The 14958-nt window shown below is 64.8% G+C and carries 14 protein-coding genes; 2 read left to right on the forward strand and 12 right to left on the reverse strand.

Translation table 11 applies throughout. From position 1 onward, the window contains the following. Positions 1 to 278: 278 nt before the first annotated feature. Complete coding sequence (gene hemA, locus GGD62_RS17015) at positions 279 to 1508, reverse strand: 5-aminolevulinate synthase (RefSeq protein WP_183709343.1); 1230 nt, start codon at positions 1506 to 1508, stop codon at positions 279 to 281. A gap of 340 nt (positions 1509 to 1848) precedes the next feature. On the opposite strand from hemA, the gene aroQ reads away from it, so the two are divergent. Continuing rightward, positions 1849 to 2280 carry a type II 3-dehydroquinate dehydratase gene (gene aroQ / locus GGD62_RS17020; protein ID WP_091960086.1) on the forward strand — a complete coding sequence of 144 codons (432 nt, stop codon included), beginning with the start codon at positions 1849 to 1851 and terminating at the stop codon, positions 2278 to 2280. Positions 2281 to 2314: 34 nt separating this feature from the next. On the opposite strand, the gene GGD62_RS17025 is transcribed toward aroQ, so the two are convergent. The 4 genes from GGD62_RS17025 to GGD62_RS17040 form a co-directional block, all read right to left on the reverse strand. Beyond that, complete coding sequence (locus tag GGD62_RS17025; protein ID WP_183709113.1) at positions 2315 to 3376, reverse strand: MBL fold metallo-hydrolase; 1062 nt, start codon at positions 3374 to 3376, stop codon at positions 2315 to 2317. Between the two features lie 344 nt (positions 3377 to 3720). Then, the gene (locus GGD62_RS17030; protein WP_018316325.1) at positions 3721 to 5874 is read right to left on the reverse strand and encodes a methyl-accepting chemotaxis protein; all 2154 of its coding nucleotides are present in this window, start codon (positions 5872 to 5874) and stop codon (positions 3721 to 3723) included. Positions 5875 to 6039: 165 nt separating this feature from the next. Further along, entirely contained in the window at positions 6040 to 6765 is a 726-nt protein-coding gene (locus GGD62_RS17035; protein WP_092255990.1) for an outer membrane protein, read from the reverse strand. Between the two features lie 224 nt (positions 6766 to 6989). Further along, positions 6990 to 7310, reverse strand: a complete 321-nt coding sequence (locus GGD62_RS17040; protein WP_018316323.1) for a hypothetical protein — start codon at positions 7308 to 7310, stop codon at positions 6990 to 6992. A 208-nt stretch (positions 7311 to 7518) separates the two neighbouring features. Between GGD62_RS17040 and GGD62_RS17045 the strand changes: the two genes are divergently transcribed. After that, entirely contained in the window at positions 7519 to 7806 is a 288-nt protein-coding gene (locus GGD62_RS17045) for a hypothetical protein (RefSeq protein ID WP_177237079.1), read from the forward strand. 7 nt (positions 7807 to 7813) lie between these two features. On the opposite strand, the gene GGD62_RS17050 is transcribed toward GGD62_RS17045, so the two are convergent. The 7 genes from GGD62_RS17050 to GGD62_RS17080 all read right to left on the reverse strand — a co-directional run bounded on the left by GGD62_RS17050 (position 7814) and on the right by GGD62_RS17080 (position 14921). Next, entirely contained in the window at positions 7814 to 8752 is a 939-nt protein-coding gene (locus GGD62_RS17050) for an AEC family transporter (protein WP_183709114.1), read from the reverse strand. A gap of 160 nt (positions 8753 to 8912) precedes the next feature. After that, positions 8913 to 9122, reverse strand: coding sequence for a hypothetical protein (locus GGD62_RS17055; protein ID WP_018316320.1), 210 nt, complete (start codon positions 9120 to 9122; stop codon positions 8913 to 8915). Further along, positions 9119 to 9295 (reverse strand): hypothetical protein, encoded by a 177-nt coding sequence (locus GGD62_RS17060; protein WP_018316319.1) that lies wholly within the window; start codon positions 9293 to 9295, stop codon positions 9119 to 9121. The genes GGD62_RS17055 and GGD62_RS17060 overlap by 4 nt, the downstream gene beginning before the upstream one ends. 375 nt (positions 9296 to 9670) lie before the next feature. After that, positions 9671 to 11290 (reverse strand): ABC transporter ATP-binding protein, encoded by a 1620-nt coding sequence (locus tag GGD62_RS17065; RefSeq protein ID WP_183709115.1) that lies wholly within the window; start codon positions 11288 to 11290, stop codon positions 9671 to 9673. 2 nt (positions 11291 to 11292) lie between these two features. After that, entirely contained in the window at positions 11293 to 12132 is an 840-nt protein-coding gene (locus tag GGD62_RS17070) for an ABC transporter permease (protein WP_018316315.1), read from the reverse strand. Next, a complete protein-coding gene (locus GGD62_RS17075) occupies positions 12129 to 13100 on the reverse strand; it encodes an ABC transporter permease (RefSeq protein WP_018316314.1) in 972 nt (323 codons plus the stop codon). The genes GGD62_RS17070 and GGD62_RS17075 overlap by 4 nt, the downstream gene beginning before the upstream one ends. Before the next feature lie 270 nt (positions 13101 to 13370). Beyond that, entirely contained in the window at positions 13371 to 14921 is a 1551-nt protein-coding gene (locus tag GGD62_RS17080) for an ABC transporter substrate-binding protein (RefSeq protein WP_092255773.1), read from the reverse strand. Between the last annotated feature and the right edge of the window lie 37 nt (positions 14922 to 14958).

Raw genomic sequence — 14958 nt, forward strand, 5'->3', positions numbered from 1 at the left:
TCATTTTCCCAGTAATTCTAGCGCGTTGGACGGGGCGAGGCGACAGCGAAATGCCGCGCGGCGGTGGGAACTGGGGTTGTCGTTAAGTCGTAGGGCGAGCTGCCTGCTCTCACCCTCCCCTGCAGGGGGAGGGTCGATCGCGCGAAGCGCGAGCGGGGTGGGTGATCTATCCACTCGGGTACGGTTGGATGAGGAGACACCGTCACCCCACCCCGGCCCACATTTCGCTGCGCTCAATGTGAGCCGACCCTCCCCCTCCAGGGGAGGGTAAGACAGGCCTACTCCGCCGCGAGCGACTTCTGGCGCAGCGGCAGACCCAGGCGCTCCCACACTTGCAGCAGGGACTCGGCGAGTTGATCGATCAGGCCATCGTCGTGATAGGGCGAAGGCGTGATGCGCAGCCGCTCGCTGCCCTTGGCGACCGTCGGATAGTTGATGGGCTGGATGTAGATGCCGTGCTCCTCGAGCAGCAGGTCGGACGCCTGCTTGCACTTCTCGGGATCGCCGACGAACAGCGGCACGATGTGGGTGTCGCTCGACATCACCGGCAGGCCGGCGGCGTTGAGGATCGCCTTGACGCGGGCGGCACGGTCCTGGTGGCGCTCGCGCTCCCAGTTCGAGGTCTTCAGGTGCTTGATCGCGGCGGTCGCAGCCGAGCAGATCGCCGGCGGCAGCGCGGTGGTGAAGATGAAGCCCGGTGCATAGGAGCGCACGGCGTCGATGATCTGGCCGTTGGCGGCGATGTAGCCGCCGAGGCAGCCGAAGGCTTTCGCCAGCGTGCCTTCGAGGATGTCGATGCGGTGCATGACGCCGTCACGCTCGGCGATGCCGCCGCCGCGCGGGCCGTACATGCCGACCGCGTGGACTTCGTCGACATAGGTCATCGCGTCGTACTTCTCGGCGAGATCGCAGATCTTGGCGAGCGGGGCGACGTCGCCGTCCATGGAATAGAGGCTCTCGCAGACGATCAGCTTCGGCCTATTCGGGCCGGCCGCTTTCAACAGCTCCTCGAGATGCGCAAGATCGTTGTGGCGGAACACGACCCGCTCGCAGCCGGACTGGCGGATGCCCTCGATCATCGAATTGTGGTTGAGCTCGTCCGACAGGATCAGGCAGTTCGGAATGAGCTTGGCGATGGTCGGGATGCCGGTCTGGTTCGAGACATAGCCCGAGGTGAACAGCAGCGCGGCTTCCTTGCCGTGGAGATCGGCGAGCTCGGCCTCGAGCTGCACCAGCGGGTGATGCGTGCCGGCGATGTTGCGGGTGCCGCCGGCGCCGGTGCCGACGCGCGTCGCAGTCTCGACCATGGCGCCGACCACTTTCGGATGCTGGCCCATGCCGAGATAATCGTTCGAGCACCAGATCACGACGTCGCGCTTGCCCTTGGGCGAGTGCCAGACCGCGTGGGGGAATCGGCCGGCCGTGCGCTCCAGGTCGGCGAACACGCGGTAGCGCCGCTCGGAATGGAGACGATCGAGGGCGGTATCGAAGAACTGGTTGTAATCCATCGGCAAAACCTGCAACGGAACCCGGCCACGGCGGCCGCTCATTTTTAGAGCTTTTCCAGCTCCAATGTCCATGCGCCCGCACACATTTGTGACGAGGCGCGCGGGTCCATTGATAGCGGCGTCTCGCCGGCGATAGTTGATGTGGATCAAACGCCTAACGCTGGCCCGTCCGCGCGGGCCGAGGCTCCGGGAAAGCCGGGGACCGTTGCCGCCGGCTTGGACATTTTGTCCATGGGGCGCGCTCCGTCCATGGTTGCTGAGCTGGTCGCGCCGATGTCGTAGCCTTTGCCTTGGCGAGGCGCGGATCGGCTCGCCAGCAGCTCATGCGAAAGGACGCCCGATGAAGCGAGTCATGATCCTGAACGGTCCCAACCTCAATATGCTCGGCATCCGCGAGCCGCACATCTACGGCACGACGACGCTCGCAGAGGTCAACGCGAGCTGCGAGGCGGCTGCCGCAACGCTCGGGCTCAAGCTCGCCTTCCACCAATCCAACCATGAAGGCGTGCTGGTCGACCTGATCCAGTCGGCGCGGCAGGACGCCGATGCAATCATCATCAATCCCGCCGGCTTTTCCTTCACCTCGGTCGCGATCATGGACGCGATCAAGACGTTCGAAGGGCCGGTGCTGGAAGTCCACATCTCCAACATCCACGCCCGCGATGAATATCACCGCCACTCCAAGATCTCGTTCGTGGCGACCGGGGTGATCTGCGGCTTGGGCCCGTTCGGCTACATCGCGGCGCTGCACGCGATCGCGAATATGAAGTGAGATGCCGCCACAAGCCCGGCCATGACGAAGTGACTCACGTCGTCCTGAACTGCAGCACGCCGTCCTTCGTCTCGGCCGTCAACCGCCCCTCGACGATCATGTAATTGACGTGGGCGACCAGCTCGCCGGCGGCAAAGCCCATCTGGTGTTCATCGAGCACGTGCTTGTTGAACACGACGGGCACCAGGGCGCGCGAGGTCTGCGGCACCTCGCGGCAGGCTTCCGCGATCAGGCGGCAGCGCTCTTCATGGTGGTCGGCGAGCTGCTTGATGCGGGTCTTCAATCCGTAGAACGGGACGCCGTGGCCGGGCAGCACCAGGACGTCATAGGGCAGCGTCGTGGTGAGGCTGGCGAGCGAAGCCAGATATTCGCCGAGCGAGTTCTGGTCGGGCTCGACCGCCCAGACGCTGACATTGGGCGAGATCTTGCTCAGCACCTGGTCGGCGGAGAGGAACAGCTTGTCGTCGGCGCAATACAGCATCACCTGGTCGAGCGCGTGGCCGCCGCCGGTGATCACCTTGAAGCGGCGCGTGCCGATCACGACGTCCTCGCCATGGGAGATGCGGCGGTAGGAGGGCGGCAGCACCGAAACGCGCTTGAGATAATCCTGGCCGCGGCCCAGCAGCTTTTCGGTGAGCGACTCGTCCATGCCGTGGCGGCGGAAGAACAGCCGCTGCGCTTCCTGTCGCTCCGCGGTGCCGCGGTTCTGGTGATAGACCGATTGCAGATATTCGACCTGCGACATCACCAGCGGGCAGTTGAACCGCTCGACGACCCAGCCGGCAAGGCCGACATGGTCAGGGTGGGAGTGCGTGACGATCAGGCGCGTGATGTGGACGCCCTTCAGCGGCCCGTCGAATAGCTTGGTCCAGGCCTCGATCGTCTCCTCGTTGCCGAAACCGGTATCCACCATCGCATAACCGTCGCAGTCGGCGAGCAGGTAGATGTTCACGTGGTTGAGGCGGAACGGCAGCTTCAGCCGCACCCACAACACGCCGGGCCTAACCTCCACGACCTCGTCGTGGCCGGGATGCTGGTCCCAGGGGTAGCGCAGGGCTTCGGCCGAGGACTGTGCGGTGTCGGTTTTTGCGTTCATGCATTATCGGTACCCGCACATACGGCGGGACGCCAGCTGAAAAAAGACCGTCCGTGGTCTCCGCATGGCGGTCATACCGGGCGGCGTTTTTCCGTGATGTGGGACGCTCGTGCTCCGAACTCGGTCACCTCTCCCGCTTGCGGGGGAGGCTTAGGCCGCCTAAGGCGGCCGTCTCTTAGAGACGCCGAGGCGAAGCCTCGGCTACGGCGGAGCGCCGGGTGGCGGCTCGCTCCACTCGGGGACAATTTCGAGGCGTCTCAGACACTCCCAATGCGGAGGCACCCCCCACCCCAGCCCTCCCCCGCAAGCGGGAGAGGGAGTGGAGTCCCCGTGGCGGTCCCGTCTTACGCCGCCCGCATGTTGTTGAGGAATGCGTCGATCTCTCCGCGCAGCATGTCGGCTTCGCGCCGGAGCGCGTCGGAGGCGCCCAGCACTTCGTTTGCCGCGGCGCCGGCTTCGGCCGAGGCGGTGGAGACGCCGACGATGTTGCTGGAGACTTCGCTGGTGCCGCCGGCCGCATGCTGGATGTTGCGCGCGATCTCGCGGGTGGCGGCGCCCTGCTCCTCGACCGCGGCTGCGATCGTCGTGGTCACGTTGTCGATCTCGCCGATGATCCGGCCGATGCCCTGGATGGCGCCCACCGCCGATGTCGTGATCTCCTGCATGCTGGCGATCTGGGTGCGGATTTCCTCCGTGGCCTTGGCGGTCTGGCTCGCGAGGCTTTTCACTTCGGAGGCAACCACGGCGAAGCCGCGGCCGGCCTCGCCCGCACGCGCCGCCTCGATGGTGGCGTTGAGCGCGAGCAGATTGGTCTGCGAGGCGATGGTCTGGATCAGGTCGACCACGACGCTGATGCGGCTCGCGCTGTCGGCAAGGCTCTGCACCGTGGTGTCGGTGGCGCCGGCCTCGTCGACCGCCTTCTTGGCGATTGCGGCCGAGGTCACGACCTGCTTGCTGATCTCCTCGATCGAGGACGACAGCTGCTCGGTGCCTGACGACACGGTCTGCACGTTGACCGAGGTCTCCTCGGCGGCGGAGGCGACCGCGTTGACCAGCGCGTTGGACTGGTCGGCGGTGGTCGACATGCTCTGCGCGGTCGATTGCATCGAATTGGCCGACTGCGCCAGATTGTCGAGCGCGGAGCGCACCGTGCTTTCGAATTCGGCGATCTTCGCTTCCATGCGCGCGGCCCGCTCGGCCTTGGCGACACGGTCCTTGTCCTGCTCGGCGGCGAGCGCCCGGGCTTCGATCATGCTGTCGCGGAACACGGTCAGCGTTTCCTTCATCACGCCGATCTCGTCGTTCTGCCGGGAGCGGACGATCTCGGTGTCGAGGTCGCCGGCGGACAGCAGCTGCATGGCGCGCTGAAGCTCGCGGATGCGGCGCAGGATGTTGCGACCGACATAGAGCCAGACGAACAGCGCCGAGCCGACCAGCATCAAGGCACCAAGGGCCAGCATCACGGTCGTCGCGAGCGAGGTCTCCTGCTGCGCCTGCGAGGTCGAGGCGTTGGTCTCCTTTTGCACGCCGTCGACGAGCTGCTGCACGCTGATGCCGAGGCCGACATTGAGCTTGCGGGTCTCGTCCAGGATGGTCTGGCCGTAGTCGACGGAGTCGAGCTCCTTCTCACGCAGATTGAACACGCCGGTTTTGCCGGTGCCGAGCGCCATCAGCTTCTCCGCCGTCTCGCGCAGCATCTTGTTGCCCTGATTGTCCGGCAACAGATCGAGGTTCGACCGCAGGCGTCCCTGTGCCGTCTTGAATTCCTTCTGGATGTCGTCGAGCTTGTCGCTGGTGTTCGCCGACAGTGCCGCACTCATATTGGCGGCCGCGAGATTGCCGCTGGCGACGACGTTGCCAAGCTGGCCGACGGTCTGCGCGGCATCGTTGGCATCTGCGGCGGACAGGTCGGCCGAGCCGAGAATGGCGTTGACCCGGGTCTGCGCGTCGAGCATCGCCGGACTGGCCGCGCCGACGAAGGCGCCCTGCGCGCTGCGCAGCGCGTCATATTGCTTGTCATGGAGGGCGGCGATATCGAGTCGCTCGCGGGCGGCCTTGGCGAGGCTCTGCGCCGCCTCGTTGATGCTCTTCATCGTCTCGCTGAGTCCGGAGACGACGGTCTTGTCGCCGCCGAGCCCGATGATCTCGGTGAGCTTCTGCTGCGTCTGCTCCTGCAGCTCCTTGAGCTTCTTGGTGCGCTCATTCAGGGCTTCCTCGGTTTGAGCCGCGAGCAGGGCAGGTCCCTGTGCCGCCAGGCTGGCGCTGAGGGCCGACAATTGCAGGCTGGCAGTGAGGCGCGGAATGTCCCGCCCGCTCAGCTCGGTCATCCGTCCGCCGAGATTCTGCAGCGCCAGGCCGGCGCCGGCTGCGATCACGAGGCCCATGCCCGCGATCACTGCAAAGGCCGCGAACAGGCTGCCGCGCACGCCCCAGGTCGGCATTTTGAAACGAGGCCGCATCCGGCCAAGTGAGCCGCCAAGGCTGAAACGGATCGCCATCGAAATTCCCCCAACGTTCTTGCTTCTGTTTGCGGCCGGCAGTATCCGCACCGCCGGTTAAAAATTCGCAATCTCCGCAAACGGTTGCGCGTGTTCCGCAGGGCGAAAAAAGAAGGGCCGGCGAAATCGCCGGCCCTTCCGTCCTGGTAAGGTTGTGGTAACCGATCAGTAGCGCGCGACGGCCGGGCTTGCCCAGTTGAAGCGGTAGTTGACGCCCGCCTTGATGGTGTGGTCGTCGGTGGTGAAGCTGCCGGTACCCGCGAGCGGGCCGCCGGTGAAGCTCGAGTCGCCGAAATTGTAGTACTGGTACTCGGCCTTGGCCGACCAGTTCGGGGCGAACATGTATTCGAGGCCGGCGCCGACCGTGTAGCCGTTGCGGTGATCGCCGGTGATGACGAACGCGGTCGGCACGCCGCCGACCGTCACCTTCTCGTTGTTGTCCGAATAAGCGTAGCCGCCCTTCACATAGACGAGGCCGGGGCCCCAGGTGTAGCCGACGCGGCCGGTGATCGAGCCGAGGCCACGCTGGTCGTTGGTATAGGCGATGCCGCCCGGAAACACGGCACCGACGCTGCCGGAGAGCCAGGAATACTGGCCCTCGACGCCGACCACGAAGTTCGGGTGGAACTGCCAGTCCCCACCAACCTGCACGCCGCCGAGGAAACGGCCATTGCCGTTGTTGCCGGTGGAAAGGCCGTTGAAATTGTTGTCGCTGGAGAACGCGCCGCCGATATGGCCGCCGATGTAGAAGCCGGTCCAGTTGTAGATCGGCGCGGCATAGGCCGGCGCGGGCGTCTTGTAATAGTTGCGGTTGCCGAGATCGGCGCCGACGGCCGGTGCAGCAGCGCCCATCACGAGCAGCGCAACGGTCGCAAACAGAATCTTCTTCATCGTCTTGAACTCCGACACTTAAGGTCCCCGGCAGGCGCGCTTTCCGCGCCGCGTTGGTTTTGCAGATAGCTCGCTTTTGACGAAAATGCTGTCACATGCATGGCACAGCGAGACCCAACCTAACTTATTGGGCTGCAAATGAATTTCGTGCTTAATGCCGGCTTAAGAAGTGGTGAAGGAAGGCTTAACCTCGCGGCCCTTCGGTAACTTCTGCGCGTCCTTCGTTAACCGAGACGCCGTCGCGCCTCATCGCGCATCTGCGCGCGGAACGCCGCGCGCTTCGCGGGGCGGTCTTCCTCGCGCACGTCATGTCGATCGAAGATGTCGAACTTCTCCAGGATCGGGTAGCGCTCGCTCGCCATCGCAAGCACGCGCAGCACCTTGGTCGCCTCCGGCGTCGGGCCGCTCACCTCCCAGCGCCGGATGGTGTCGCCGCCGCCTTTCTCCGGCAATCCGCAGAGCTTTGCCATGTCGGCCGCCGTGAGCTTCCTCTCGAGGACATCGGAGAGGTCGGCGCGGAGTTGCTTCAGTTCGGGCCCGGTCATGTCGCCTCAATACGCGAAGTCGCTGAGGGCAATGCACTAGCGCTGATTCGGGTCCATCCGAAGGCGGGCATGATCCGTCCGAAGCGGAGATGACGAACGCATTGCTTCGGCACATTCGCCAGCACACGGAGTTATGAACTTGTGCCTATGGACATCGTGCGATCAATGAACACATGGCACAAGGGCCCCAGCGATCGAGGGATCAGCCATGACAAGCATCAAACTCGCCATTGCCGCGCTCATCACGACCGGGCTGCTTGCCGCGCCCTTTGCGGCTGAAGCGAAGAAGGCGCGGTCGAGCCGACATTACAGCACGGGCGTGGTGGCCCCAACCTATGGCGGCGCCGGAGCGCCCACTGCCGTGCAGCCGCGGGCGTCCTACGGCTCGTCCGGCCAGACGGTCGGAACGGTCACGGCACCGTCGGTCGGATCTTACAATTGGCCCTCGGTCGGCGTGACCAACTCGGCGCCCACCTGGAGCAACACCACGAGATAAGTGCGGGTTAGCGCGTGCCGGTCGCCAGACCCGAGAGAAGGTATAGCGCGACCAGCAATGTCGCTACCGACAGCATCGTCGTGACCGAGACCGTGGCCGCGACCAGTTTCTCCTCGACCTTGTGCTCGTGCGCCAGCACGTACACCGTCTTCGCCGTGGGCACGGCGGCGCATATCACGGCGGCGACGGTGTAGAGCGCATTGAGGCCGGTGACCACACAAAGTCCGTAGACGATCAGCGGCATGATCACGAGCTTCACGAGCGCGAGCGCGAAGGTTGCCATCAGGTTGGAGCGCAGGCCCTCGACCGACAGGCCGAGCCCGATGGCAAACAGTGCGCAGGGCGTGAGCGCGGCGGCGATCATGTTGAGATAGGCCGCGACCGGCGCCGGTATCGGCAGGCCCGTGATCGCCCAGACGAGACCGCCAAGCGTCGACAGCACCATCGGATTGAGCAGGATCTGCTTCGCGAGGCCGGCGGACTGCGCGGACGATCCGCGTGCGTCCCTTTCCAGCAGGATGACCGTGATCGGAAACATCACGGCCGCGACGAATACTGTCGCTACCGCAGCAGGCAGGACGGCGGGCTGGCCGTAGATCGCGTGCAGGATCGGCAGCGCCACGAAGCCGGTATTGGTCATCGCCGCCGCCATGCCATGAATCGTGCTGCTGGCGAGATCATGCCTTCCGCCGGCGCGGACCACCAGGAAGACCAGCGCAAAGCAGACGAGTGAGCCGCCGCCGAACGCGAGCAGGAAACGCCATTCCAGCAGATTGCCCGCGGGCTCCTGCGCGATGGTGACGATCAATAGCGCAGGCATTGCCACGTTGTAGGCGAAATGCACCAGCGCGTCGGCGAGTGAGCGGGAGAGATAGCCGAGCTCGCCGGCCAGCCAGCCGGTGACGATGATCGCGAATACGGGAAGAACGAGGCTCGCGACTTCCATGCGGATTCCCCCCTTGCTGCCAATGGCCGCAACGAGAGTTTACCCCGGCAATGGAGTGTCGTCACTGCTTTGGTCGAGCCGCGGCCCTGGCTCAAGAGGTCCCTTTAGTCGAGACCGTCATGGCCGGGGCGGCGCGCCGATCGAACGCGGCCGTCAGACGCTAGATGCCCCGGCCGGCCTGTTGACCGATCACGCAGCGCCACGCAGCCAGCCGCTCGGCTGGATGCTGGTTCATCCAGTCGGCGAGCTGCGGCGCGCCCATCAGGCAGGACTGCACCGAAACCTGCGCGAAATCCGAGGTGGTGACGACCTGCTCGTGACAATTGGTCGGGGAGGCAAGGCTGCAAAGCACGGCGATGATCTTGATCACGATAGGTTACCCCCGTCGCGGCCGATATATGCACGGCCCATCGCGGCCTTATCCTGGCCTTCGCTGGCCGGGTCGGTCGGCGGGAAGATACTGTCGTAGATGGCGCGCGCCTCCTGGATGAGACGTGCTCGCTCGCGCTCGGACTTGGAGACAAATCGAATGACTTCGCCCATGTTGGCTCCGAATATCAGTTGGCAAATCCCGTCATCAGATGACGGCTATCATTTCATCGTCATCTATGACGCCGTCTTCGGCTTTGAAGCGGTGTCGCCGATCACGAGTGAGTAAAAAGCGCGTGAGCGCACTCCGGAATCCCAACGTCTCCCGTGCCTTTGATGCGCCGGGTTGAGAGACCGCTCACCAGCTCACATCCGTCGCGCGGCTTTCTGGAGCCGCGCGCGCGAATGCTGGTGTCGACTTGCTCCTTGCGCTCATCGGCAAGGATATTCTCGTCAAGAAAATTCTTCTGGACCGAATATGTTTCACCTCAGGCCGCGTGCAAGTTTTTGGAACAATCCCGGAATTCGGCGACTCGATGCGATCGATCGTCACGCCGCCGGCGCGCGCTCTTTACGTCCCGGCACCGCCGCCAGCAGCTCGCGCGTATAGGCATGCTCCGGCGCGGCGAACAGCTGCGCGGTCGGCTTCAGCTCGACGATGGCGCCGCGCTGCATCACCGCGATGCGGTCGCATATCTGGGCGGCGACGCGCAAGTCGTGAGTGATGAACAGCATCGAGAGACCGAGACGGGTCTTGAGGTCTTCGAGCAGCCGCAAGACCTGCGCCTGCACGGAGACGTCGAGTGCGGAGACGGCCTCATCTGCGACGATGATCTCAGGCTCGAGTGCGAGCGCGCGCGCAATGCCGATGCGCTGACGCTGGCCGCCAGAGAATTCATGCGGATAGCGCTCGAGTGCGCCGGCATCCAGGCCCACCATCTTGAGGAGGTCGCGGGCACGGTCGAACGCGACCTTGGCATCAAGGCCGGCCGCGATCGGGCCGTCGGCGATGATGTGGCCGATCTTGCGGCGCGGATTGAGCGAAGCGAACGGATCCTGAAAGATCATCTGGATGCGATGGCGCTCGGCACGCAGCGCCTTGCCGGAAAGAGAAGTAAGATCGGTCTCACCGATCCGCACCGTGCCGCGGTCGGCCTCGATCAGCCGCATCACCAGGCGCGCCACCGACGATTTGCCGGAGCCGGATTCGCCGACAAGGCCGAGCGTCTCGCCCTTGAGGATGTTGAAATTGACCGCGCGCGCGGCATCGACGCGGCGGTCCTCGCGAAACCAGCCGCCCGAGGTGATATAGGTCTTGTCGAGCCCGATTACCTCGACCGCCCTGGCCTGATCGTCGAGCGGCTCGCGCGCCGGCGGGTCCATCGAGGGCACCGCGGCGAGCAGCGCCTTGGTGTAGTCGTGCTGCGGCGCGTTGAAGATCGTCGCGGCCGGACCTTCCTCGACGACCTTGCCGTGCCGGAGCACGACGACCTGGTCGGCGATATCGGCGACGACGCCGAAATCGTGGGTGATGAACATCACCGCCATGTTGCGGTTGCGCTGGAGGTTGCGGATCAGCTTGAGGATCTGCGCCTGGGTGGTGACGTCGAGCGCGGTGGTCGGCTCGTCCGCGACCAGCACGGCCGGCTCGAGCGCGAGCGCCATCGCGATCATGGCACGCTGGCGCTGACCGCCGGAGAGCTGGTGCGGATAGGCGCGCACGATTCTTTCAGGGTCGGGCAGGCCGACTTCCCGCGCCAAAGCGAGCGCTCGCGCGCGCCGCTCTCTCGGCGTCAGCAGGCCGTGCGCCTCGAACATCTCCGCCATCTGGTCGCCGATCCGCATCAACGGATTGAGCGCGGTCATCGGCTCCTGAAAGATCATCGCCAGACGGCGGCCGCGCAGATCGCGCCAGCCGTCGTCGTCGAGCTTGAGCAGGTCGCGTCCCTCGAACTGGATCTCGCCGGAGGCCACCGAGACCGTGTCGGGTAACAGGCCCATCAGCGCATGTGCGCACATCGACTTGCCGGAGCCGGACTCGCCGACGACGCAGACGATCTTGCCGGGCCGCAAATCGAGCGAGACGCCGTCGACGGCGAAGGGACGCTCGGCGCCTTTGGGCAGGGCAATTCGCAGGTTCTTGATGGAGACGGCGGGCGGGGCGGTCATTGTCAGCGTCCCTCCCGCGACAGGCGCGGATTGAGCGCGTCGTTGAGGCCTTCGCCGATCAAATTGAGCCCGAGCACGGAGATCAGAATGGCGACGCCGGGAAACACGGTGATCCACCAGGCCTGGCGGATCACGGTGCGGCCGGCGCCGACCATGTAGCCCCAGGAGATCAGATTGGGATCGCCGAGGCCGAGGAAGGACAGCGAGGATTCCAGGAGGATCGCGGTCGCCACCATCAGCGAGGCCAGCACGATCACGGGCGACAGTGCGTTCGGCAGGATTTCGCGCATAATGATCCAGCTGTTGCTTTGGCCGGTGACCACGGCCGCCTGGACGTATTCCCGCGTGCGCAGCGACAGCACCTCGCCGCGCACGAGGCGGGCGACCGGCGGCCAGCTCACCAGCGCGATCGAGGTCACGATCGAGTAGATCGAGGGCTGCAGGATCGCGACCAGCACGATCGCGAGCGCGAAGCTCGGAATGGTCTGGAAGAACTCGGTGAAGCGCATCAGGGCGTCATCGACCCTGCCGCCGAAATAGCCGGCCATGGCGCCGATGGGAACGCCGACGATCAGCGCGACCAGCGTGGAGACGAGGCCGACAAGCAGCGAGACGCGCGCGCCAAAAATCATACCGGCGAACACGTCGCGGCCGAGCGCGTCGGTGCCGAGCGGCACGGCGGAGAGCGTAAACGGCGGCAGGAACGGCCGCTGCACCATGCGCCATGGCGAGTTTGGGAACAGCATCGGTCCGAACAACGCGACCGAGATCGCGAGAACCAGGATGATGAGCCCGATGACGCCGCTCGGGCTGCGCAGCATCGATTTCCAGAACTGTTTCATGAGGCGAATTCGATGCGCGGGTCGACCAAGCGATAGACCAGGTCGGTGATGAGGTTGAAGATCAGGACCATGGCGGAGCAGATCACGAAGACGCCGAGCAGCAGATTATAGTCCCGCTGCAACAGCGCGTCGTACATCAGGCGCCCGATCCCGGGCCAGGCGAACACGGTCTCGGTGATGACGGCGCCGCCGATCAGCGTTCCCGAATGCACGCCGGCCAGCGTCACGACGGGCAGCAGCGCGTTGCGCAGCACGTGGCGGCGCTGGATCACGGCGTCGGAGAGGCCCTTGGCGCGCGCGGTCTTGACGAAATCGAGCCGCTTCACCTCCAGCATCGAGGCGCGCGTCATGCGGGTATAGGTCGCCATGAAGAACAGGCCGAGCGTCATCGCCGGCATGATCAGGTGTTTTGCGACGTCGACCGCGTGGGCGAAGCCGGTCAGATTGGCGCCGACCGTCTCGTAACCAAAACTCGGCAGCCAATCCATGGTGACCGAGAACAGCAGGATGCCCATCAACGCCACCCAGAAGATCGGCATGGCGTAGAAGATCAGTGCGAATACGGTGATGGCGGTGTCGAGGAAGGTTCCGGCAAAGCGCGCGGCGAAGGTGCCGAAGAGAATGCCGAGCGCGAGCGAGATCGCGAATGCGGTCAGCGTCAGCAGCAGCGTCGCCGGCAGCCGTTCGCCGATCAGCTTTGCGACCGGCGCCTGCTGGCGGAAGGAGAAGCCGAGGTCGAGGGTCACGACACCCTTGACGTAGATGAAGAGCTGCTCCGGCAACGGCTTGTCGAGCCCGAATTTCTCCCTGAGCTGATTGACGAAGATCTGATCACTGGCCCCGGCCTCGCCCGCCATCACCACCGCGGGATCGCCGGGCGCAAGCCGGATCAGGAAGAAATTGAGGACGACGATCGCAAGCAGGACGATCACGCCCTTCAGGACACGCTGAGCGATAAAGGAGAGCATACTTAGAGCGACGCTTGTTTGACGAGAGGGTCGCCGCAGCGACGGTGCGCTCCCTCTCCCGCTTGCGGGGGAGGGCAGGGGTGGGGGTATTTCCGCAGAGAAGGTCCCCGAGTGGAGAGAGCCCCCACCCGACGCGCTTGGGACGATGCTTCGCATCGCCCGGCGCGCGTCGACCTCCCCCGCAAGCGGGAGAGGTGAACCTTTTCCGTGGCTCGGACGGCAATCATTCGGCGAAAGCTACAGCACGAGAGATCAGACGCGAAGCGCCCGTCACTTGTCGAGCCATGCGTCCTTGAAGCCGTCATTGACCCCGATTCCCGTGGTGATCAGGTTCTTGACCTTGCAACGGGTGATGGTCGGGAACTGCAGCTCGAGCATCCAGGCCACCGGCACGTCCTCGACCAGGATCTTCTGCGCCTTCTCGTAGATCTCCTTGCGCTTGGAGTCGGGGGTCGCGACCGCGCCGTCGGCGAACAGCTTGTCGATCTCGGGATTGGAATAGCCCTCGACGTTGTTGAACATCTGGCCCTTGGCGATGGCGCTGGAGACGTAGTTGCGGCCGACCCCGAGCGCGGGATCGCCATACTGGTAGAGATAGGTGAAGGCGATGTCGTAGTCCCAGTCGCCGATCTTCTGGTTGCCGCCGGCGACGTCGGTGGCGATGGTCTCGATGTTGATGCCGACGTCCTGGAGGTTCTGCTTCACCGCTTCCCCCCAGCGCTGCCAGGTCTCGCCATAAGCGAGCGGCAACAGCCGGATCTTCTCGCCCTTGTAGCCGGCCTCCTTCAAGAGGGCCTTGGCCTTGGCCGGATCGTACGGATATTTCTTCACGTCGTCGGTGTAATATTTGATGGTCGAGGCGGACGGGCCGGTCGCGACCTTGCCGAGCCCGTTCCAGATCACGTCCTTGGCGAAGTCGCGATCGATCGCATACATGACCGCCTGCCGTACCCGCTTGTCCGCGAGCGGACCCTGGCGGTTGTTCAGCCACAGCCAGGCCAGCGGCGAGAAGAACTCCCAGCCGGCGCCGGTGACGCAGGTGTCCTTCAGCTTGGACAGCCGCGGCACGTCGAAATTCTCCACCGAGCCACCGGGCAGCACGTCGACCTTGCCGGTCTCATACGCCACCGAGCGCGCCGCGGCGTCGGGAATGATCTGCCAGTAGATCTCGTCGAGATAGGGCTTGCCCTTCTCGTGATAATTCGGGTTCTTGACCAGGCGGATGAACGAGCCCTTCTGCCATTCCCTGAACATGAAGGGGCCGGTGCCGACGGGGGCGTTGTTGTAGGGATTGGTCTTCCAGTCGGTGCCTTCATAGAGATGCTTCGGCACCATCGGCATCGAGCCGACCTCGAAGATGCCGAGGAACGGGCCGAACGGCTGCTTCAGCGTGAAGACGACGGTGTAATCGTCGGGCGCCTCGACCTTGTCGACCTGCGCGAGGTTGTTGCGGGCGCGCGCGTGGGTCTGCTTCAGCATCTCGATCGAGAACAAGACGTCCGCGGCGGTGAAGGGCTTGCCGTCATGCCAGGTGACGCCCTTCCGGAGCTTGAACGTGTAGGTCTTGGCGTCCTCGCTGACGCTCCAGCTCTCGGCGAGCTCCGGCTGCGGTTCGAGCTTCGGGCTGTAGCGCAGCAGGCCCTCGAAGATGTTGCCCGAGACCATCTGCACGGGGCCGTTCTGGACCATCGCCAGCATCAGGCCGGGCGGCTCGGGCTGGATCACCGCATTGATCACACCTCCGGTCTTCGGCTCTTGCGCCAGTGTCGGGGCCGTGAGGCCGCACGCCAGGAGGAGACCAAGCAACACTCGTTTCGGCATGTCGTATCTTTCTCAAGCGAGACCAGCCGTCAACGCT

This window comes from Bradyrhizobium sp. ERR14, from assembly GCF_014198235.1.
In the GTDB taxonomy this organism is placed as follows: domain Bacteria; phylum Pseudomonadota; class Alphaproteobacteria; order Rhizobiales; family Xanthobacteraceae; genus Bradyrhizobium.